Source organism: Aquimarina sp. Aq78, from assembly GCF_900299525.1.
In the GTDB taxonomy this organism is placed as follows: Bacteria; Bacteroidota; Bacteroidia; order Flavobacteriales; family Flavobacteriaceae; genus Aquimarina.
On the sequence record NZ_OMKA01000029.1, the window covers coordinates 122197 to 143563 of the forward strand.

Here is a 21367-nt window from a genome sequence, read left to right on the forward strand (position 1 = left end):
TTGTAAAGCGCAAGGAATTGCAACGACAGCGAGATGAAGCGTTGGTAAAAACCCTTGTGGTCACATCCAAATACTCAACAAGTGAAATTTGTCGCACTCCATTATTTAGATAATCGTTTTTCGGGTTCTAAAATGATTATATGGATCTTTGGAATAGGTTTCTTTTATTTCTTTTAAACGTTCGTAACTTTTATCAAAATAAGTTTTAGTTGGGATTGAACTATCTTTAAAGCTTATAAAAGCCCCTGAAGTATTAGGAATATCAAAATCTCTACTGGTTTCTATCCAATCTAATGAACGATTTGTTCTATCATACACAAAGTTATCTTGAAATTCTTCCTTCTCCTCTTTTTTCATATTCCACCAGCATTGATATTGTATAGTATATAGTTTGTCCTTATAAGGAAAAGCACTATCCGTATTTTCTGCATTTTTCATATAATAATCTCCAACAATAGCTCCTAAAGTCACATAAGTAAATAATCCCAACTTTCTGTTACCATCTAAAATAAGATTAGAAAATAAACTCTCGAACAAGGCTTTGTAGCCATTTTTACCTTGAGCATCTAATCCATCAGTATTGACTAATCTTGATGTGATTTTATGAGGAGCAGGCATATCATAATCTGGTTGTAAAGGAGCTCCTTCTCTAAGCAACCCTAATTTATTTAAAACTTTGTTGTGTGATTCCCGGTCCCAGTTCCCCATTAAATGGGAACCATATTGGTTTTTATGTGCATAATCTGCTCCAGTTGCAGGTTCTATGGTAAGAGTATAAGGCGAAACTTTTTCTTTAAGATATTTATCTATAAACTTACATAAGCTATTCTCATCTCCTTCCCAATACCCATAAAAAACACAATTATTATATACTGTGTTGATATTTACAGGTTCTCCTGTATCCCATGGTCTCCCATTTATTTTCAAGTTAGTTCCAATAAGGTTTGAAGTATTTGGTGACTCGATTAACTCTTCCCATTTTTGCAATATTCTAATTGTTGGTACTTCTTCTTTTAATGTATCTGGTTCCTTATCTTCATAACAATTCCATTCTACCTCAAAACGATGTAGTACAGCAGGTAAAATAAAGGTTTGTATACGTAATTCTGTTATGATACCATAGCTCATACCTCCACCTCCTCTAAGTGCCCATAGTAATTCAGGCACAGAACCATTTTTTACATCCAGCTTTTGTAGGGTTCCATCACCCAATAGAATATTGGCCCCAACCAGATGTTCACAGCACATTCCCATTTTACGGGTCCATGGGCCCCAGCCACCTCCCATAGTAAAGCCAGCGATTCCTACAGTGGCACAAGTACCATGCGGAATCATCACATCTTGTTCTGCTAGCTTAGAAGTAAGCGTTTGAAAGCGAATACCTGGGCCTATACTGGCAATCTTGGTAATCGGATCAATAGTTAACGAAGCCATTTTTGAAACATCAATCAATACCACATTTGTCCCCGTACATTCTCCCTCATGATCATGTCCCCCAGCACGAACTCGAATTGGTAATTTGTTACCTATAGCTGCTTTATACGTAATTACTACATCAGATTCGTTTTCGCAATACACGATAACAAAAGGATTGTATTGAAGTCTTCTATTAAAAATTTGACTATTCTTATTATGTTTATACACGTTATCTAATTCTCCCCAATTGGTAGATATTGTTATGTTTGATGGAAGATGACTATTCAGTTCTTTTAAAAATGCATCAATATTGTCTTTCAGTAGTTCTGAAACTGTGTGTAAAGGTTCTTGTATCATCAGTATGATTTTATTTTTGATTTTATAGTATCACTCATCAATCTTTGTTGCCAAAATTCGGTTTCTTTCCAGCGTTGTTCTGTTGTATAAAATTGATTTTTAGTCTGTTGGTAATCTTTATAAATAGCATTGATATTGTGTTGATAATCTAACCTATACGTATCGTCCCTGCTATTTTCAAAATCAATGATCGTTTTGGAAGCGTGACAAGCTGAACTGAGGGCAAATCCAATTCCCATAGAAGAAATGGGATCAAAAGACGCTATGGCATCACCTACGGCGATATAATTTTTTATCGGAGTAATATCTATCAATTTTGAAAAAGCATTCCGTACCCAGGGCGATTGATATGAAACCCCCTGTTTTACTTTATTTTTGATATATCTAGTATTTAAAAGTAATTGATTAAATTGATGTGTTTTCTGAAGTTGTTTTTCCTTTGCAATTCCTGCATCTGTAAATAGTGTTAGTCCTATTTTGTCATTGGGTAAGGTAGCACAGTACCACCAACCTTCTTCTACTGTTTCCAATAACACTTCTTGCGCAGGCACTTTTCCTTTTTCAAAAGTTATAAAAGTCCCTATTGCTACTAATTCATCACTTTTTAGCGGTTTTAATCCCAAATTTCTGGACACAGCATTTTGCCGTCCTGTAGCATCAACCAAAAAGTTTGCCTTTACCAAAATATCACCTTTGGTTTTATGCTTAAGTTCAATCGTCCAGTCTCCTTCTTTGGTTTGCTTAAAGTCAATACATCTGGTTCTGGGTAAAATGCTTGCTCCTCTTTGATCAGCTCGTTCCAATAATAACAAATCAAAAGCTTTCCTATCCAGTTGTATACTATCCTCTTCTGTGCTTGAAATAGAATGTCTCGAGGACAGGTTAGCACTCCCCCAGGCAGCTACATGGTTATAACCATATATAAAACTGTTTGTTTCAAAATCTGTTCGGTAGATATTCATATAAGCAAGTAAGTCAAATATCGCCGGACTTACCTGTTCTCCTACCCTTAAAGTGTCTAAATCACTTTGTTCAACGATCATTACCTTAAGATCTGAATATTTTAATACACTTAATGCAGTGGAAGCCCCTGCTGGGCCTCCACCTACAATAAGTACATCTGTTTTAAAATGATATGCCATTTTACCTTCTGCTTCTTGTTCCAGATCTAGGCATTTCAAGCCCTTCTGGTGCTATTTCAATTTTATTAAACACGACCATTTCTAAGTGCTCTATCAATAGTTTTGCCTTATTGCTTTTCTTCTTTATTGCATGCTTATTCTGCTCAATAAAAAATACAGGTATAGTGGTGTCATTATCAGCATCATTTCCAGTGATCTCTCCTACGGGCACTTCTTTATAAGAGAATTGTTCATTATTTCTTTCGGTCTCTACAATGTATGGATATCCTGGAGTTGCCCCATTTTTATCTCTGATAAACCCAAGTGCATACCAATACTCAACCATTTGTACAAAACTGTTGATACCACGGGCATAATTGACCTGTTGTCCAGCAGGCAAGTGTGTTTGTCCTTGTCCCTTATCTGTAAATTCACCTACGATCACATCCCAAGGGCTTTGTGGCGGCCACCAATATGTATAGTAAGTAGGTGGTAACGGAACATTAGTCCCATTGCTAAGTGTTACTTTATTAATTGAGGGTACGGTAAAATTGATATGCTGAACTGTACATTGAAAAAAGTCGGCTTGCCATGGACATGCCATTCTTTTGGTTAAATCTCCTGGTTCACATCCACCGCCCTCACTCTCATCTCTAGAAGGGTTCAATCCATGTTGCGCATAATAATCTTCATTTTCATACTGTTTGATTACATACGGTGCCTCATAAATTACATCATTTTGCATACTCCATGTAACTTCAATACCAGGACACATCGGTAACCCTACACAGTTTCCTACTCCTACCGTATCCATTGGATTGATAGGATATGCTTGTGGAGTTTCATTATTAACAAATTTTCCTTCTGCCCATTGTTCTAATAAAAACAATTGGGTTTCATTTAATGCCATAAATTTATTGACATTGATATTGCTTACAGAATTACTACCAGAATTTAATGGCATCATCGGAAAGATATCACCTCCATTTTCTTTAAACAATTGTTGTTGTGGTAAATGTGGAGGCACTGGCGGTTGGGCATCATTGTTTCTGAAATAAGATAGATATTGCTTACGGTTTTCTTTATTTCCATCTGATGGATCTGAAAAATCAAAAATATTACTAGTAAATGCCATCATAGACTGAACGTTGGAAACCCATTGGTAACGACTTATCCTATTGATAATAGGAAGTATGTCTCTTTTAAAATCTACAATAAAATTGGTGTTCCATTCACCTGTAGCCTTTGAATACATATCTGGATCCAAATCAAAATTACGCACCCCAACATCAAACATCGTATCACTCAGGGTAGAAATATTTACAATCTCTGGAGCAAAATCAGGAGATCCTACAATAACCCATGCTGAAAGCTTATATTCATTATCATCTGTATCTGTAACGGTACAATATACCGTTCCATCAGAAATATCATCGTGCCAGGTATTAGAGCCTCCATAACTTGTTAAGGGTTCATTTCCTCCTGCATGCCCGTATCCACCAAATACAATGAGTCGTCCTTTATCATCTGTCAATAAATCTCCTAATTTTTCTACAGGTAATCCATATTTTACCTTTGAAGGAGGGAATCGTGCTGGATATCCATTTGGTACATTTTCCTCATCAAAAGCGATTGATTTATTCTTTCCCACGATAGTCCTAGGCCCCGGATCTATAATCAGGGTTTGTCTATCGGTCGTATCAGGATTTCGTAAGGGTACATCGCGATTTTCATAACTGTTTTCAGGGCCGAATAATAAATTCCCTTCCAGTTCACTAAACTGATACCATGCTGCTTTTTTATTAGCAAGGTGTACCGTCCATTCAATGGATTTGATATGTTCAGAATCCAGAGTGATTTCATTCTTATTTTCATCAAATATTTTAAAAGGTTGCCCCTGTCTTTTAATAAGACCTTTAGCATCTTTAAATTCTTTGATTGGCCCTGTTAGATTCCCATGTTCATCACAATCAAAAGGAAGTCCTCCTATCTGATCTGGTGATAAACAAAGTTCAGTTGTACTGTTTCCTAATCGGGCAACTCCAATAGATGGGTGAATGGATAATTGCATTTGATTTTAATTTTTTGGTTAATTTTTGGTTTTAAGATCTAGAATATGTTTAAAAAGATTTTTTCTAGAAAATGCTATTTACATATTTGTAACTATACTTGTTTTTTCAAAAAAATAAGACTTTTATAAGTTTGATATGAAAAGTGTTTTTATACTAAATGTACTTAAAAATCAGCCTTCAATACTGCTGAAAATTCCAAAAAAATGGCTTTATCTCTAAAAACACGTATAAATACGGTTATAGGTCTGTACTTAACTCCATATTTATAAACTACTTAAAACTAGATGCATATATAGCTTTTCAAAAACCAAAGCCTTCTTAACAACATTGATGGTACAATCTTTGTGGCAAAGAAACCATTTAACAAAACAACGTTAAACTAGAAATAAGACGCGATGTAAGTTCGTTTACTTACTAATCATAACCTTTTAAAAAGAAATCCTGTGCAAATAACAAAGCTCATTGGTTACCTATTGATCTCTTCTTTTATTCTCATTGGATGTTCTGACGATGATGATAACACACTTGTTACAAACGCATTGCAATCAGGAAACAAGAAACCTCTGGGTAGTTCTGCTAATGATCTACTAAGCGCAACCAATTTTAATAGTTTAACTATTGAGATTATAGCTGTACAAGGATTCGAGCCTACCACAACAGCAATACAAGGGTTTAGAGAATTTTTACAAGACCGGTTATTTAAACCCGACGGAATTACGATCACACAACGTTCTGTACCTTCCTCTGGCAAAGCTCCTTTTTCTATTGAAGAGATAGCAGAAATAGAAAACACCACCAGAACACTATTTAATAAGGAAGACGATATCACTGTATATGTGTATTTTGCTGATGGAAGCAAAGAAAATGACACCAATGAACAAGTAACTTTAGGTTCTGCATACCTAAATACTTCGATGGTAATCTATGAAGGTACATTACGGGCATTAAGTACGAGGCCAAATTCTCCGTCACTTAGTGCTGTAGAAACTGCCACTCTAAATCATGAATTTTCTCATCTAATGGGGTTGGTAAACCTAGGCACTCCTCTACAATCCGAACATGAGGATCCGAATGCTAGTAATCATTGTAATGTATCAAGTTGTTTGATGGAAGCCGCTATAGAGTTTGGTAGTGGGATGATGGGTATGGGTGATGTAATTCCAGAACTAGATGCCCAATGTATTGCCGATCTGCAAGCAAATGGAGGTAGATAAAATAAAAAAGCACCACCTTTTTATTCTGATGATGCTTTCTTGAAAAAAATCACTGGCATTCCTAAAAGTTAATCTTTCTCTTTTCTAATCTGCTTATATTTTTATTGTCGACTATCAGAATTAGCTAATTTCACCAGTGAAAATGCTCCTATCGCCATTACAATATCTCTTACCGCTACATCAATATAATGTCCACTAAACAGGAGAGTTAATGCTATAGCAATTAACCATCCCATAACTACATATCCGCCTATCTTGGGGCGATAAAGCACCATAATACCTGCTATAATTTCGATCACTCCCACGATAATCATAAACGTTCTGGCTTCAAAAGGCAATACACCTGCAAATCCAGAAGAAATATACTGACTCCAGTCTGTAAGTATATTGGTAAATTTATCTAATCCAGCAACTATAGGTACAAGACCGTATGTGTATTTTAATAGGTTAAAAACTGTCTTAATCTGCGAATCCATAATTTCAAATATTTTTTTGTTATTCGGTTTTTAGATAAAAAATCTCTCTTTTGGTTACAAAGTTTTGTAACTTTTTGTGCCGTTTTTCATCTAAGCTATAAATCACAAGCTATGGAGCCCATTAAAATCAATGATTATAAAACTCATAAAATATCAGATTCTGATGTAATATGCCGTATTCATTCTGGAGAAAAAGAATTGTATGAAATCTTGTTAAGAAGAAATAATCAAAAACTATATCGAGTTATCCGAAGTTATATTAACGATCTGACCGAAATTGAAGATATAATGCAAAATACTTATCTCAAAGCCTATGAAAAACTCTACCAATTTAAGCACAACTCGCAATTCTCTACTTGGTTAATACGAATTGGAATAAATGAAACTCTGGCTCGATTAAAAACAAAGGGGAAATATCTTAACTTATATAAATCAGAAAATAGCGTACCGAATGATTTTATTCTCGAGATTCCTGATGCTGAACAATTAAATCCCGAGAAAAAAATGATACGACAAGAAGCAAAACAGATCTTAGAAAAAACTATTGATCTATTAGATGTAAAATACCGAACCGTTTATGTTCTTAGAGAGGTTGAAGGTATGAGTATGGCAGAAATATCAGATTGTTTAGGGTTAACAGTTTCTAATGTAAAGGTTCGCCTACATCGTGCCAAAGATATGATTAGAGAAGAACTCTATGAACTCTCCCTGGATACTGACATTTTCGAATTTGGATTTAGCAAATGTGATACTATCGTAGATAAAGTAATGAATGCTATCTAGTACACCTTTTCTCCATCAATATAAGTAGCTTTCACTTTTATATTTGGGATTTGATCTTCATCAATTTCCATGATGTTATCCTCAAGGATTACAAAATCTGCAAATTTACCTGCGGTAATGCTTCCTTTTTCGTACTCTTCAAAGTTACTATATGCTGCCCAAAGAGTCATTCCTTTTAGGGTCTCTTCTCTACTAAGTGCATTTTCTTTTTGAAAACCACCTTCTGGGTATTGCTTTAGATCTTTTCGGGCTACTGCTGCATAAAAAGTATAGAATGGACTTACATGTTCTACGGGATAATCTGTTCCCAAAGCAATTCTACCTGTTTTTTCTAATAGTTTTTTATATGCGTATGCTCCTTTAATACGTTCTTCTCCCAATCGTTCATCTGCCCAATACATATCGCTTGTAGCATGAGTTGGCTGTACACTCATGACCAGATTATTATTAAGGATTTCAAATTCTTCGGGAGCAACAACCTGGGCATGCTCTACTCTCCATCTTCTATCTGATTTATTTTGAAGCACATCATAATACGTTTTCATTACTACTGCATTGGCAGAGTCCCCAATAGCATGAGTATTCATTTGAAAAGGTGACCCTGCCAATCGTTTTGCCAGAGTTTTAAAATCATCATTTCCTATGACCATAGCTCCATAATGATTTTCCTTATCTGTATATGGTCGTTTTAATGTAGCTCCTCTAGACCCTAATGCACCATCGGCATATACTTTGAAAGAGGAAACATTTAACTTATCTGTTTTATGCACCCCATTTTTCAGATAATAATCTACATATTTGGGTACATTACTTACCATAGCATACATCCTGATTTTAAGTTCATTCTTTTTCTGTAAGCTATCTACTAGTCTGATTACTTTGGGGCTTAATCCTGCATCATCTACAGTAGTTAATCCATAGCCAAAATTAATTTTTTCGGCATCTTTTAAAGCCTGTATTTGCTCCTTAACCGTAGGTTTAGGGATAACTGCACCAATCAATCCCATAGGGTTGTCGATCAATACACCAGTAAGTTTTCTATCTTTTTGAAGTATCTCTCCTCCTGCTACTTTAGTATCTACAGTAATTTTAGCAAGATCTAATGCTACTTGGTTTGCTATCATTGCATGGCCGTCTACCCGGGTTACCGCTACAGGGGTATTAGGAAACAAACTATCTAATTTTTCTTTGGTCGGAAATTCTTTTACCTCCCAGTCATTTTGATCCCATCCTCGCCCTGTAATAAATGATACATTTTTTTCTTTCTGAAAAGCTACAATCCTATCTAACACTTCTGCATAACTTTTGGTTCCCATAAGATCTACTTTTTGCTGTTGTAGTCCAAGACCGTAAAAGTGACAATGTGCATCAATTAATCCTGGCACTATTGTCTTTCCTCCTGCATCCAAAGTATTAGCTGTCGTATACCCCTTTAAGATTTCATCGTTACTACCTACAGCAACAAATTTACCTTCCTTTATAGCAAATGCCTCTGCTTTTGGGCTTGTATCCTCTACAGTATATACATTCGCATTAATAACCAATAAGTCTACTGCAACTGGTTTCTTGCAAGAAAAAAGTAACACTGTAATAACCAATAGTAAGGGTAATTTTTTCATTATTGTCGAGTTTTTAAAGCTCTAAATGTAAATATATCTTATGTGTGTAGTGGTTAAGGTTTTCTTAATATAATTAAGAAAATTACGAGACACATATACCTAAACCACTTTTTTGAATAACCGTATAGTACACAAATTTATAAAAACTGTTAAGAATTGTCTCATTTCATAAAAGTGAGACCGTTTGATACCAAAACTCACGATTTATTCATAAAAGGAAACAATACTTTTGAGATAGCAAAATCTACAATCATCATAAAACAATCAATCAAAAAACGAATAGAGATACTACATAATTTTTTCGAAACAGTTATACCTTAAAAACAAATTATGAACACAAACTTACCAAAGGATCATGCTTCAATACAGTATTATGATAGTGATTACCCATCAGAAGAACACTCAATTTTTTCTAAAAACTTCGATGATACTGTTTCCTCACAAGGTCTTAAATATGATGTCGATCGTTTTCTTGATTTTGCAACAAAAAATAATGGAGAGGTTCTCGAATTATGTTGTGGATCGGGGCGTGTAACTATACCATTGGCCAAAGCAGGTTATCATGTTACTGGAGTCGATAACTCCAGAGGTATATTAGAACAATTCGAAAATAACCTTCAAAGAGAAAATGAAGATGTTCGTCAAAACATAAAATTAATTGAGCAAGATATAACCATATTAAATCTAGATAAAACAGATTATAAATTGGTAATATGTGCGTTTAATAGTTTAATGTGTATTCCTGATTTTGATAGTCAATGTAAGGCATTATCTAGCATTTACAATCATATATCTAAAGGTGGATTAATAGCAATAGACCTTATGAATCCATTTATTTTAAACCTATCTGGTGATGCCATACCTAAACCATTTTTTACAAGAAAAAATTCTCACACCGGTAATTCGTATACAAGATTTGCAGCATCTGGACCTATGAATAGAAACCAAGTCCAGGAATTATATGGCTGGTATGATGAAGTACTTTCTGACGGTACAGTAAAACGTAAAAACTATAGTATGAAATGGCGTATTATATTTCCTTTTGAAATCAAACTAATGCTTAAACAAGTCGGGTTTAACATAAAAACTATAGAAGGTGGTCACCAAAAAGAACCTTATACTACTGATGCTAAGAAAATGTTTATTGTAGCAGAAAAATAAGGAATTGGGTAGTACCAAAATCTATACCTCATACTATTAATAATACTTTAAATGATAAATAAGAGCAAATACATAAAATGTAGACATATTGTTGTACTATATATTATTTTGATATTCAATTATTCTTTGATTGCACAACCTAAAGTTTCAGGTATTGAAACCACTACGTATTTTGAATTTCATAATAACTTCTGGATTAATCTTCATTTCTATTTGTATGAAACTGCTGCTGCATCCTACGAAAAACCATTAGATAAGCTGGTTAAAAAAGAGGTTTGGCAAAAACTTAGTCAAAAAGAAAAACTACTTTTTCAAAAAACCATAACCTACTATAAAGATCATATAGATTTAAAAAATCATTTCAACCAGGAATTGATAGGGTTTAGAAAATGGATCATCAACTATACTGAGCAGGACATGCTTCCTGAATCCAGGTTCGAAATTCTTTTCATAAAAAACCTCAACGATTTTAAACGAATCTATAGTACTCATTTTTGGAAAACTCATCGACAAATCAATACCGATAAGTTGCAGGAGAATATTGATCTTATCAAAAAAACAGAAGATTTTATCATTTCTCGAATCGCAAAATTGGCTCAGGCAAAATGGCAGGATACCAAAATACGCATCGATCTTTCGATAAAAAGTCCGGGAGGCGGCGCTTTTACATTAAGTCGAACTCCCAGCTCTATTGTACTAAGTACTGTTATTAATTATCCAGAAATAGCAGGTGATTGGGTAGAAACCTTGTTTCATGAAGCAAGTCATACTGTAATAAAAGGACGAAAAGGAGCTATCGCAGAAAGTATAAATAGAGTAAGTGAAAAGTTAAAAGTAAAGCCTCCAAAAAATCTCTGGCATGCCATATTGTTTTACATAACAGGTAAAGTAAGCCAGAAAGCATTTTTAGGACAAGGAATTAATGAGTATACAATATATATGGATCGTGAAAACATTTTTAGTTTTTATCATAATGCAATATATAAGCATTTTACTTCTTATCTTGTTGAAGAAACCGATCTGGATATTGCAATAGAAAACGTAATTAATTCTGTATCTGATAAGCTAGAGCTTGCCCGTACAATTACTACTTTTAATACTGCTTTTAAAGAAGGTAATGTTGCAAAACTTGAAAGCTTGATAACCGATAATTATCGGCATACTAACGGAACATCAAAATCAATAGGAAAAAATGCCTGGTTAGAATATTTAAAAAAGAGAAAAAAAGATATCGATGATGGTCGTTTGGTAGTTACTAATTATGACATGAAGGAAACGCAACTCGAGTTATATGAAAACTTTGCAATTATTACAGCAAAAATAATAACCACCGATATCAAAGAAAGAAATCCTATAGAAAATCAATATAGAGTATCCCACGTCTGGATAAAAGAAGGAAATATATGGAAACGAGCAGGGTTTCATGACAGTAAAATTGAATTAAAATAAAAATATGAAAATCAAACTTATCAAAACATCTCATCTATTTGTTCTGGGCACATTGATTTGTTTGGGTTGCACTACCCAAAAAGAAGAAAAACAACTAGATACTCAAGTCATTCTTCAAAAAAGCATAAAAACGTACGATCCCGATAATCGGTGGTCGATGACAAATCTCAAAATTCATATCCAAGAACCTCGCTTATCTAATCCCCACAGGTATTCTATCTTAAAAATGAATAATAATGACAATAGCTTTGAATTAACAAGAAATAGAGATCAGCATATATCTACACATATAATAGATGAAAAAGGAATCTCCAGAACACTTTTAGATGGAAAAATTAATACAGATAGTATTCAGATAAAAAAATATCGATTGCAACCGGAGCGAAACCTCAACTATCAAAAATTTTATCAGCATTTAATTGGTTTACCCATGTCTTTAAATAACGCTACAGTTGATACTTTTGGTAAAGCAAGTAAAGCCATATTTAACGACACAGATAGTTATAAAATCGAACTTGTCTTGAAAGAAGCTATATTTTCTAAACACTGGAATGTATTTATTTCTCAAAAAGACTATACGATTTTAGGTATCGAAATCATATTTCCTGATGATCCTGCAAAAGGAGAACGTCTTTATTTTTCTGGTGAGATTACCATTGATGGAGTTAAAATCCCAAGAATACGACATTGGCACGAATATAATACCGATGTATATTCGGGATCTGATATCATAGTGAAAGAAGTAGTTCAAAATAAGTAAACGTATGAGTAGAACATATGATTTAAAAGAAAAACTAAGCTCTAGAGCATATATTGGGGTTTTTATTCTACGATTTTTTGTGGGTTTGCGTTTGCTATATGGAGTAATAGATAATATCGTTAGTTGGGAGCGAATGATAGAATTCTCTGGTTTCCTTCATATCAACGGTTTTCCTTTTCCTGTAATTAGTGCTATCCTATCTGTGTATATACAAGCTATAGGAGGCCTATTGATTCTTATCGGTTATCATATACGATTAGCTTCATTAGTTCTGGTAATAAACTTTATAATAGCGGCACTAGTACATATACGTCTTGGTGATAGTATTGAGGCCATGACACCAGCATTGGCTATATTATTCTGTTGTCTTGCCTTTATATTTATGGGATCGGGTAAACTATCTATAAGTAAACCTTAAACTTTAAAAAATGACAGGCAATATTTGGGATAGAATTCGATTAGAATTAGAAAACACTTCAGAACCGATTGCAAAGAAAATTTTAGATCATTACGAAAAACAATGCAAGGACTTAGCAGATGTTTTAACCATCATACTAAGTAAAAAGCTTTCTGATGATCTTATAACTTCTAACGAGTTAGCCGCTATTTTTAAGGAGATTCTCACTGATAACATAGAACTAAAAGATACTTTTAAGCGAGATCTCACCTCCTATTTCGAAAGAGATTTTGCGTGTACCCATTATTTTGAAGTATTGTTTTTTTTCAGGGGATACCAAGCATTACAAGCGCATCGATTTTCTCATGAACTATTTAAAAAAAGAAATCTGGTAACTGCCAAATGGTTACAAAATAGAATTTTTAAAACCTATGCAACCGATATACATCCAGCAGCAAAAATTGGCAAAGGATTGGTAATTGACCATGGGATAGGTGTTGTTATAGGAGAAACTTGCGAAATTGAGGATGATGTATTTATTTTTCATAATGTCACCTTGGGTAGTACTGGAAAAACAGAAGGAAAACGGCACCCAAAAATCTGTTCTAACGTAGTTATTGGAGCGGGTGCTACGATATTAGGGAATATAACTATAGGGGCACATTCTAATATTGCTGCCGGAGCTGTAGTGTTAAAAGATACAGCACCAGGCATCACAGTTGCAGGAATACCAGCAAAACCTAAAGGAAAGGCAAATAAAATACAATAATTTTCTCAAGAGAAACCTTAGGACTTCTCTAAAAAAGACAATAATGCATTTCGATATGTTAAGCTTATTGGGATATGTCTTTTTTTAATTTCTACATACTCTTTGGTATATGTTTTTATTTTTTCGGTATTTACAATATAAGACCTATGTATGCGCATAAAAGAAAAAGAAGGTAATCGTTGTACGAGATCACTCAGCTTTTCATAGACAACCAAAGTATGTTCTGTTGTATGAATTTTGACATAGTTACTTAAACCTTCGATATATAATAATTCTGAAAAATTAATTTTAACCATTTTTTTATCAGCTTTCACAAAAATATGATCTACTACAGGTATAGACGTGACCGTAGTATTTGAAAAATCAGGGTTAATTTTCTGAATAGCTTTTAAAAATCGATCAAAAGAAAAAGGCTTTAACAGATAATCAACTGCACTTAAATCGAAGCCTTCTAGAGCAAACTCACGATGTGCAGTTGTAAATATGATTTTAATTTTATGCTCTACAATTTTGGCTAGATTTAAGCCCGAAAGCTTGGGCATTTCAATATCTAAAAACATCACATCTACTGAATGATTCTGGATATAATCCAAGACTTCAAGAGCATTTTTAAACTCTCCTGTTAGATCCAAAGTAGAGACATCTCCAATATATTTTTTTAAAATATTTCTTGCAGTCTGTTCATCATCTACTATAATACATCGAAGCTTCATCTGTCTCTTTTATTTTTTGCAACTTACCTTATCAAATAGCAATTTTTAATACAATAGTATATAATCTTTCTTCATCTTTAATATCTAATTGATATCGATCATTATATAGGATATCTAGTCTTTTTTTGATGTTCTGTAAACCAATTCCTTTTAGTGAAGAATCTTCTAAAGTAGCTTCTGGTTTCGAGTTTATAACTTCATAAATTAGTTGATTATTTACTACCTCTAATTTAACAATTATATGAGCAATTTTGGTTTCGTTTTTTAAACTATGTTTAAATGCATTTTCTACAAATGGCACCAAAATAAGAGGAGGAATAGATACCGGATCTATATGTTCGGGAATAGAAACCTGTACATCTACCCTATCTTCAAAACGAGATTTTTCTAAATCAATAAAGTCATTTAGCAAACTAATTTCTTTTTCTAAAAGAATAAATTTTTGAGAACTCTCGTATAAAGAAAAGCTAAGGAAATCTGATAACTTAAGTATAAGTTCGGGGGCTTTTTTTGAGCTTTCTAAAGATAGTCCGTAGATATTATTTAAAGTGTTAAAAAGAAAATGAGGATTAATTTGTGATTTTAGATACTTCAATTCTGATTGCAATTTTTCATTTTCAAGAGTTTTAGCCCTCTTTTGTAACTCTGCTACTTTCCAAATAATCGAAATTCCAATAATAAAAATTAAAGGAGAAGCTATGATCATAGAAGCCTGTAAAAACTTATACGGTAGCCACATTCCAGAATCCGTCATATTAGGATAGAGAATGGATAATATCTCATAATTAATAATTCGTTGAATAAATCCAGAGACTATTAATGTGAGTATAGTATACACAAAATATTTTACCGTTTTACCTTGCAATAAGAGTTTTGGCAACAGAATAAAATAATTAAAATATACGATAATAAGTCGCATCGGCATATTCATAAGCTCAAAAGCCAATGCCTCGGTATATTTCCCTTTATAACTAGCTTCAACAATAGTAAATATTGCGGTATATACAATCCAAAAACCAATATGAAACCAAATGCTTTTAATCTTCATTGATAACAAAGCTATATGATTTTTGGTTTTCAGTCCTACCCAAATCCATAATTTATGCAAATCTATAATTTACTTATGCGTAATCAACTCACATAAGTACAATGCAATTACACATTAAAAAAGAAGAGTTTAATATAAAATCGATCTTCTCAATTCCTTTATCAAATACATTCGTCTAGGAAGAAAAAAAATAAACATTATCCACCTCACATATTTTTAAAACAAAAGAGATGAAAACAGTTATTTATATCATTTTTTTTATCGGATTTGGTTTTTATGGTAGTGCACAAAAACCAAATGAGCAATTCAACAAAAGTTTTATAGCCTATACGATTCCCGAAAAAGATCTATTACCCGAAAACGTGGCTTATGATCCCGCAGATATGTCTTTTTATATAGGAAGTACCCGAAAAGGAAAAATTATAAAACGATCCAAAGACGGGACATATCGTGATTTTGTAAAACCACAACAAGACGGTTTACATATGATTATCGGGATGAAAATTGATCCGATACGAAGACACTTATGGGTATGTAGCTCTGGAGGAAGTAATCTTATAGGGTATAGTAGAAAAGATAAAAACGAGGGACGTCCTGCGGGGATTTTTAAATATGATTTGCAAACAGGAAAACTCATCAAAAAATATTGGATCGATATCCCAGGAGAAGTTCATTTCTTTAATGATATCGTTTTAGATACATCGGGAAATCTGTATGCTACACATATGTTTTCTAACCCTATGATATATACCATTCAGAATAATGAAGATGAACTAAAAGTCTTAACTTATCTTTCTGAAATAAAATATCCTAATGGAATTACTATTTCTGATAACAATACCCATTTATTTATAGCACATTCTGAAGGAATTACTCGCATTCATATCAAAACCAGAAAAAAAGAGAATATACAATATCCTGAGGGTACAGATATAACTAGTAGCAAAAGCATAGACGGATTATACTTTTATAAAAACTCTTTGATCGGTATACAACCTGGTAAAAACTCGGTTAAAAAATTCGTCCTCAATGCAGAGCAAAATACTATTACAAAAACTGTATTACTAGAACACAATCACCCTATGATGAACAATCCCACAACAGGAGTTTTGGTCGATAGCGAATTGTATTATATCGCAAACGCTCAATTCGGAAGCTTTAATAAAGACGGATCACTATTCCCTATGGAAAAATTATACGAACCCACCATTTTAAAAGTAAAACTAGATGACTAATAACATCTTATAAAAACATTAATTATGGACAGGAAACAATTTTTAACTACGGGGGTATTAACCACTGGATTATATATTGCAGCTCCTTATACGATATTTGCGCAAGAGCAAGAAAAACCACAATTAGACAAAAGAATAGTGCAGAATTTTGTGGGTGCCGGGCATAAAAGTTTGGAAACAGTAAAAGAATTATTAGCACAACACCCAACACTGATCAATGCTGCACATGATTGGAGAGGTGGAGATTTTGAAACATGTTTGGGAGCCGCAAGTCATGTTGGGTATAAAGAACTGGCTCAATACCTATTAGATCATGGCGCTCAAGCTAATGTGTTTACCGCTGCTCTTTTCGGGAAGATCGACATCATCAAATCGATACTAGAATTTTCACCTGGAACACTGCATGCAAAAGGGCCACATGGATACACACTTCTTCATCACGCAGAACGGGGTGGTGATCAATCAAAAGAAGTTACTGAGTATCTAAAATCTTTAGGTCTAAAAAAGACAAAAACAGACCTCTTTTAAACAATCAAAAAACGAACAGAAAAATCAAATGAGGTCTATTTTTATCGTATGTATGCTGGTGAGTGTAGTATCATCGGCACAAGAAATTATTGATGTTCCTTTAGGAAAAAATGTTATTATTTTGGATGGAAAATTAGAAGAAAATGCATGGAGTGACGCCTTAGAATTTTCTGACTTTAAGCAAATAGATCCTAATATAGGAACTCCAGCATCAGAGCAAGTAATCGTAAAAATTCTATACGATAAAGAATACCTCTATGTAGGTGGAATTATTAATTTTAGAGATCCTTCTCAAATATTTGCCACAACACTAGAAAGAGATGTAGCTCAAGTAAAAGACGATTATTTTCAAATACATATCGACACTTATAATGATAAAATAAATACGCTTATTTTTAGAACAAATCCATTGAGTGCACGACAGGATATGGAAGTAAGCCGTAATGGTGAGGAATTTAATACTTCGTGGAATACCTTTTGGAATGTTAAATCGATTATTACAGAAAAGGGATGGAGTACAGAAATGAGAATTCCGTTTTCATCGTTACGATATGAAAAATCTTCTGAGAATATCATGAGGTTTAAAGCAACTGTAAAATATAAAGAGATAAACGAGCGTATAACGTCTCATCTTAAAAATATAGATATTGGTAATGCACTACATCATTTTACAAATGCCCAAGAAATACGCTTTACAGGTTTATCGGTAACAAAACCACTGTATATAACTCCGTATATAAAGGCAAATGCTATTCGGGAAAACCTCATTAACGAAGAAGGAACAGCATATAAAAGTAACACTACTATTTTAGAACGTAAACAATATGCCGATCATGAAGTATTAGATAAAGTATTAAGTAATTTGGGGTTGGATGTAAAATTTAAACCTAATGCAAATCATACGATAGATTTTACATTAAACACAGATTTTGCAGAGGTAGAAGCAGATGATCGAATTGTTAATATTTCTCGTTTCCCAATATTTTTAAATGAAAAACGACTGTTTTTCCTCGAAAATGCTGATATATTCAACTCTAATCAATTTGATCATCGTTTATTTCATTCCAGGCGTATTGGTATTCAAGATGGTGCTTCAATTCCCATTATAGGAGGTATTCGATTTACAGGAGGGAATACAAAATGGCAATACGGGCTTTTATCAATGCAAACACATGAGGTAAATGAAGTAGCTGCTTCTGCTAATAAGAGCGTAACCCGAATTAAAAAAAACATAGGAAAACTAGGGTCATATATTGGTTTTATAAATACCAATTCATTAAGTAATGAAGATCATAACCATTTGATAGCTGTAGATGCGAATATTCGTTTAACTAATACTATTAGAACACAATTAACAGTGGGTGCAACCTTTGATAAAGAAAAGGGAGATTGGAAACCAATGTATGGAGCTTCAATAAACACATTTAAGAACAATGGTTTTGGACTGCAATACAGGTTTCGGGAATACACAGAAAACTTCGACCCTAAATTGGGTTTTGTCTCTCAACCTAATACCAAGCGTTTGACATTAAACCATGGCTGGAGGAAGTCATTCACCAATCATTCATTCTTACAATTCTTTTCGATCGGTCATTATTTTAGAAAAAACTGGTTGTCTAATTCTGGTAATCACGATTTTTTTCAAACAAATTTATACATGACAGCGATACATAAAAAAGGGCATCGTTTAACTATGTTTTTTCCTATCTATCAAGAAGATAATTTATATAGTGATTGGGAAATAGCAGAAGGAGTCACTATCCCTTCAGCACAATACAAGATGTGGAAATTTAATCCTATTTTCATTTCAGGGAATGCAAAGCCATATAAAATTACACTAGATACAGAAATAGGAGAATTTTATGGCGGAAACCAGTTTACTATGTCATACAACGTTTCATATGATTTTAGCACTCTTGTTCAAGCTCAATTAGGTGGCACATACAATAGTCTTAGGTTTCCCGAAAGTTATATTGATGAAACATCTAGAAAATTAAATTTAAGTCGGTATTTTTCGAGGTTAAAATTTAATTTATCCTCCAAAACATCATTAAATTCTTATGTACAATACGATACACGAAGTGATCAATTAGGGTGGAATCTTAGGTTTAGGTATAATCCTACAGAAGGTACTGACCTATATGTGGTGTATAACCATAATGCCAATACCAACAGAAATGCATTGCAGCCCAGATTACCATTTACAGATAATCAAATACTGATTATCAAATTTTCTAAAACCTTTATACGATGACCCCTTTTTAATCTATTCTAATAATTTATTTACGTATTACACCTGCCTTATACTCATTAGGAGTTATACCAGTATGTTTCTTAAAAACTCTATAGAATGTTGCTTTAGAATTAAATCCTGATAATAAAGCAATACTGGCCAGGTCATAATTATTATACTTTTCTTCTTTCAGATTATTTTTAAATTCTTTAATTCTATATTCATTCACAAAATCAGTAAAACTAGAATATCCTTTTTCGATCAAAACAGATCGAATTGCAGATTTGGTAATCCCCGAAGAAAGAGATAATTCGTCTATAGTGAGGTTTGGGTTTTTAAACACTTCGTTGGCAGAGAAAAATTCTTTGATATGTATAAAAACATCTGCATTTTTTTGAAAGTCATTCACAGGTTGATGTATAGAAGCTATCAGAAAATATTTTTTTACCCATTGCAATTCTGTAATCCCGTAAAAGAGTAAGAATATAAAAAGAAGCATATATATAGGAACAGCCCAATATTCATAATAAGGTAATACAACAGTTTCTGTTAAGTTCTCAATGATGCTAACATCGGTATAAATACTAAGAAATAATATAAATCCCGGTATAATGGTAAACAATAAATGAGTATTTACTATGGTATAAAAACTTTGAAATCTAATTTTTGATTTTTCTTTTAAGTTTATTCTTATATGCTGTTTAAATTCTTTTATCCCTAAAATGAAATAAGAAATTAACAGGGTCCAGTAGAAAAAATATCCCACTGCTTTTAACCTTACAATCATTGAATCTTCCTGGCTTATAAAAAAATAACGATAAAGAGACAATCCAAATAAAGCAAATGGAAGTATTAAATGAATCCATTCTTTTTTATGGTTCCATTTTTTACTTAACGATTTTAAATAAAGGTATAAAATGGGTCCATAAAAATACCCTTTCCATCCTCCAAAAAAAGCATACATGTAAGGTTCTTTTTTGAAGAAATCACTAAAAATAAGAGCTATATGTGCATTAGCTACAAGAAGGCAGTATATCCCCAGAAAGACATTTTTTGTATTTTTTGTAAATACATTTACAGAACCTACTACTACTAATTGAATTGTAATACATAGCTGGATACCAATAAAAATCTCATTCCAATGATACATCATATAAAAATAGCTTTTTCTTTTTTTATCCTCATAAAAAGAAAAGTTTTATCATGTTTATCTCCTATTTTCCGTCGAGTATAAGTTTTAACCATCTCGATCGTTCTGGGCTCAAATGTATTTCATCGTGGTATTCTGGAGTTAACAGTACCGATAATTGACCTGGTTTTGAAGGAGTCAATTTCTTTATTGCATTTATGTTTACCAAAAGTTGTCTGCTTAATCGAATAAACTCTTTAGGGTTAATTATCGTTTGTAATTGGTTTAAAGAATCATCTAAAGGAAATAATTTTCCATCTAAAAGCTTTGCAAAAACCAATTCGTCTCTATAGAAATACGCTATATCACTTATTTTTACTGGCGTCATACTATTTCCTGATTTCAGTAAAAACCGTTCCTTATACACTATTTTTTCTTCTTTTTGTATGCGTTGAAGTAAATCTATATTTCTAATCATCCATTCATCTGCATCTTTGACTCGGCTTTTAAAGAATTTTCGTAATGCATTTTGTAAATCTTCTTTATTGATAGGTTTTAGCAGATAATCGATTCCTGTTGTTTTAAAAGCTCGTATGGCATATTCATCATAAGCGGTAATAAAAATAATAGGAGCATCGATGGTAACTTCTTTCAATATATCGAAAGAAATCCCGTCGGATAAGTGAATATCCATAAAAATTAAATCCGGATGTTCATTGGATTGAAACCAATCTATACTTTCTGTTACTGTAGAAATTGAAGCAATGACAGAAATATCTGTACTGATCCTAGCAATTAGCTTTATTAGATGATCTCTGGCAGTTGCTTCATCCTCTAATATGATAGTTCTAATTTTCACACGTTTATTTTTTTATAATCTATTGATA

General features: G+C 33.1%; 19 protein-coding genes. 10 read left to right on the forward strand and 9 right to left on the reverse strand.

The annotated features are described in order from the left end of the window. Positions 1–105 precede the first annotated feature (105 nt). Genes DG435_RS20040 through lodA form a run of 3 tightly spaced genes read right to left on the reverse strand, consistent with a single transcriptional unit; the run spans position 106 to position 4965 of the window. On the reverse strand, positions 106–1773 hold the full coding sequence (locus DG435_RS20040) for an FAD-dependent oxidoreductase (protein WP_106793653.1): 1668 nt from the start codon (positions 1771–1773) through the stop codon (positions 106–108). Further along, positions 1773–2954 (reverse strand): lysine-epsilon-oxidase maturase LodB, encoded by a 1182-nt coding sequence (gene lodB, locus DG435_RS20045; RefSeq protein ID WP_106793652.1) that lies wholly within the window; start codon positions 2952–2954, stop codon positions 1773–1775. Before lodB ends, DG435_RS20040 begins: the two co-directional genes overlap by 1 nt. Next, the gene (lodA, locus tag DG435_RS25700) at positions 2917–4965 is read right to left on the reverse strand and encodes a CTQ-dependent lysine 6-oxidase LodA (RefSeq protein WP_159025657.1); all 2049 of its coding nucleotides are present in this window, start codon (positions 4963–4965) and stop codon (positions 2917–2919) included. Before lodA ends, lodB begins: the two co-directional genes overlap by 38 nt. A gap of 444 nt (positions 4966–5409) precedes the next feature. On the opposite strand from lodA, the gene DG435_RS20055 reads away from it, so the two are divergent. After that, a complete protein-coding gene (locus tag DG435_RS20055; protein WP_234387137.1) occupies positions 5410–6180 on the forward strand; it encodes a hypothetical protein in 771 nt (256 codons plus the stop codon). Positions 6181–6281: 101 nt separating this feature from the next. On the opposite strand, the gene DG435_RS20060 is transcribed toward DG435_RS20055, so the two are convergent. Continuing rightward, positions 6282–6656, reverse strand: a complete 375-nt coding sequence (locus tag DG435_RS20060; protein WP_106793651.1) for a hypothetical protein — start codon at positions 6654–6656, stop codon at positions 6282–6284. Positions 6657–6767: 111 nt separating this feature from the next. Here DG435_RS20060 and DG435_RS20065 point away from each other — a divergent pair, with 111 nt between their 5' ends. After that, positions 6768–7439: an RNA polymerase sigma factor gene (locus DG435_RS20065; protein ID WP_106793650.1), complete on the forward strand. Its 672-nt coding sequence runs from the start codon at positions 6768–6770 to the stop codon at positions 7437–7439. On the opposite strand, the gene DG435_RS20070 is transcribed toward DG435_RS20065, so the two are convergent. Beyond that, positions 7436–9058 (reverse strand): amidohydrolase, encoded by a 1623-nt coding sequence (locus tag DG435_RS20070; protein ID WP_106793649.1) that lies wholly within the window; start codon positions 9056–9058, stop codon positions 7436–7438. The two genes, DG435_RS20065 and DG435_RS20070, sit on opposite strands and share 4 nt — an antisense overlap. Positions 9059–9388: 330 nt before the next feature. Between DG435_RS20070 and DG435_RS20075 the strand changes: the two genes are divergently transcribed. The 5 genes from DG435_RS20075 to epsC are packed head-to-tail and all read left to right on the forward strand — an operon-like array spanning position 9389 to position 13594. Further along, the gene (locus DG435_RS20075; RefSeq protein WP_106793648.1) at positions 9389–10219 is read left to right on the forward strand and encodes a bifunctional 2-polyprenyl-6-hydroxyphenol methylase/3-demethylubiquinol 3-O-methyltransferase UbiG; all 831 of its coding nucleotides are present in this window, start codon (positions 9389–9391) and stop codon (positions 10217–10219) included. A 51-nt stretch (positions 10220–10270) separates the two neighbouring features. Then, entirely contained in the window at positions 10271–11668 is a 1398-nt protein-coding gene (locus DG435_RS20080) for a nuclear transport factor 2 family protein (protein ID WP_106793647.1), read from the forward strand. Between the two features lie 4 nt (positions 11669–11672). Next, a complete protein-coding gene (locus DG435_RS20085; protein WP_106793646.1) occupies positions 11673–12428 on the forward strand; it encodes a DUF6503 family protein in 756 nt (251 codons plus the stop codon). 4 nt (positions 12429–12432) lie between these two features. Continuing rightward, positions 12433–12846 carry a DoxX family protein gene (locus DG435_RS20090; RefSeq protein ID WP_106793645.1) on the forward strand — a complete coding sequence of 138 codons (414 nt, stop codon included), beginning with the start codon at positions 12433–12435 and terminating at the stop codon, positions 12844–12846. Between the two features lie 10 nt (positions 12847–12856). Continuing rightward, positions 12857–13594, forward strand: coding sequence for a serine O-acetyltransferase EpsC (epsC, locus tag DG435_RS20095; RefSeq protein ID WP_106793644.1), 738 nt, complete (start codon positions 12857–12859; stop codon positions 13592–13594). 17 nt (positions 13595–13611) lie between these two features. Here epsC and DG435_RS20100 read toward each other — a convergent pair whose 3' ends face one another. Together DG435_RS20100 and DG435_RS20105 are read right to left on the reverse strand one after the other, a co-directional pair. Continuing rightward, the gene (locus DG435_RS20100) at positions 13612–14307 is read right to left on the reverse strand and encodes a LytTR family DNA-binding domain-containing protein (RefSeq protein WP_074408279.1); all 696 of its coding nucleotides are present in this window, start codon (positions 14305–14307) and stop codon (positions 13612–13614) included. 31 nt (positions 14308–14338) lie between these two features. After that, a complete protein-coding gene (locus DG435_RS20105) occupies positions 14339–15355 on the reverse strand; it encodes a sensor histidine kinase (protein WP_074408280.1) in 1017 nt (338 codons plus the stop codon). A 230-nt stretch (positions 15356–15585) separates the two neighbouring features. Here DG435_RS20105 and DG435_RS20110 point away from each other — a divergent pair, with 230 nt between their 5' ends. From DG435_RS20110 to DG435_RS20120, 3 genes are read left to right on the forward strand one after another with little or no spacing between them, the layout of a single operon-like run. Beyond that, positions 15586–16590, forward strand: coding sequence for an SMP-30/gluconolactonase/LRE family protein (locus DG435_RS20110; RefSeq protein ID WP_106793643.1), 1005 nt, complete (start codon positions 15586–15588; stop codon positions 16588–16590). Between the two features lie 24 nt (positions 16591–16614). Then, positions 16615–17118, forward strand: a complete 504-nt coding sequence (locus DG435_RS20115; RefSeq protein ID WP_106793642.1) for an ankyrin repeat domain-containing protein — start codon at positions 16615–16617, stop codon at positions 17116–17118. 28 nt (positions 17119–17146) lie between these two features. Beyond that, positions 17147–19372 carry a carbohydrate binding family 9 domain-containing protein gene (locus DG435_RS20120; RefSeq protein WP_106793641.1) on the forward strand — a complete coding sequence of 742 codons (2226 nt, stop codon included), beginning with the start codon at positions 17147–17149 and terminating at the stop codon, positions 19370–19372. 25 nt (positions 19373–19397) lie between these two features. On the opposite strand, the gene DG435_RS20125 is transcribed toward DG435_RS20120, so the two are convergent. Continuing rightward, entirely contained in the window at positions 19398–20504 is a 1107-nt protein-coding gene (locus tag DG435_RS20125) for an AraC family transcriptional regulator (RefSeq protein WP_106793640.1), read from the reverse strand. Positions 20505–20565: 61 nt separating this feature from the next. Further along, positions 20566–21339, reverse strand: coding sequence for a LytTR family DNA-binding domain-containing protein (locus DG435_RS20130; protein ID WP_106793639.1), 774 nt, complete (start codon positions 21337–21339; stop codon positions 20566–20568). Positions 21340–21367: the final 28 nt, after the last annotated feature.

Coding starts and splice junctions, on each gene's coding strand:
- DG435_RS20040 (WP_106793653.1), bottom strand. CDS start 1,773: ATGATACAAGAACCTTTACACACAGTTTCAGAACTACTGAAAGACAAT.
- lodA (WP_159025657.1), bottom strand. CDS start 4,965: ATGCAATTATCCATTCACCCATCTATTGGAGTTGCCCGATTAGGAAAC.
- DG435_RS20060 (WP_106793651.1), bottom strand. CDS start 6,656: ATGGATTCGCAGATTAAGACAGTTTTTAACCTATTAAAATACACATAC.
- DG435_RS20065 (WP_106793650.1), top strand. CDS start 6,768: ATGGAGCCCATTAAAATCAATGATTATAAAACTCATAAAATATCAGAT.
- DG435_RS20070 (WP_106793649.1), bottom strand. CDS start 9,058: ATGAAAAAATTACCCTTACTATTGGTTATTACAGTGTTACTTTTTTCT.
- DG435_RS20075 (WP_106793648.1), top strand. CDS start 9,389: ATGAACACAAACTTACCAAAGGATCATGCTTCAATACAGTATTATGAT.
- DG435_RS20080 (WP_106793647.1), top strand. CDS start 10,271: ATGATAAATAAGAGCAAATACATAAAATGTAGACATATTGTTGTACTA.
- DG435_RS20085 (WP_106793646.1), top strand. CDS start 11,673: ATGAAAATCAAACTTATCAAAACATCTCATCTATTTGTTCTGGGCACA.
- DG435_RS20090 (WP_106793645.1), top strand. CDS start 12,433: ATGAGTAGAACATATGATTTAAAAGAAAAACTAAGCTCTAGAGCATAT.
- epsC (WP_106793644.1), top strand. CDS start 12,857: ATGACAGGCAATATTTGGGATAGAATTCGATTAGAATTAGAAAACACT.
- DG435_RS20100 (WP_074408279.1), bottom strand. CDS start 14,307: ATGAAGCTTCGATGTATTATAGTAGATGATGAACAGACTGCAAGAAAT.
- DG435_RS20105 (WP_074408280.1), bottom strand. CDS start 15,355: ATGAAGATTAAAAGCATTTGGTTTCATATTGGTTTTTGGATTGTATAT.
- DG435_RS20110 (WP_106793643.1), top strand. CDS start 15,586: ATGAAAACAGTTATTTATATCATTTTTTTTATCGGATTTGGTTTTTAT.
- DG435_RS20115 (WP_106793642.1), top strand. CDS start 16,615: ATGGACAGGAAACAATTTTTAACTACGGGGGTATTAACCACTGGATTA.
- DG435_RS20120 (WP_106793641.1), top strand. CDS start 17,147: ATGAGGTCTATTTTTATCGTATGTATGCTGGTGAGTGTAGTATCATCG.
- DG435_RS20125 (WP_106793640.1), bottom strand. CDS start 20,504: ATGATGTATCATTGGAATGAGATTTTTATTGGTATCCAGCTATGTATT.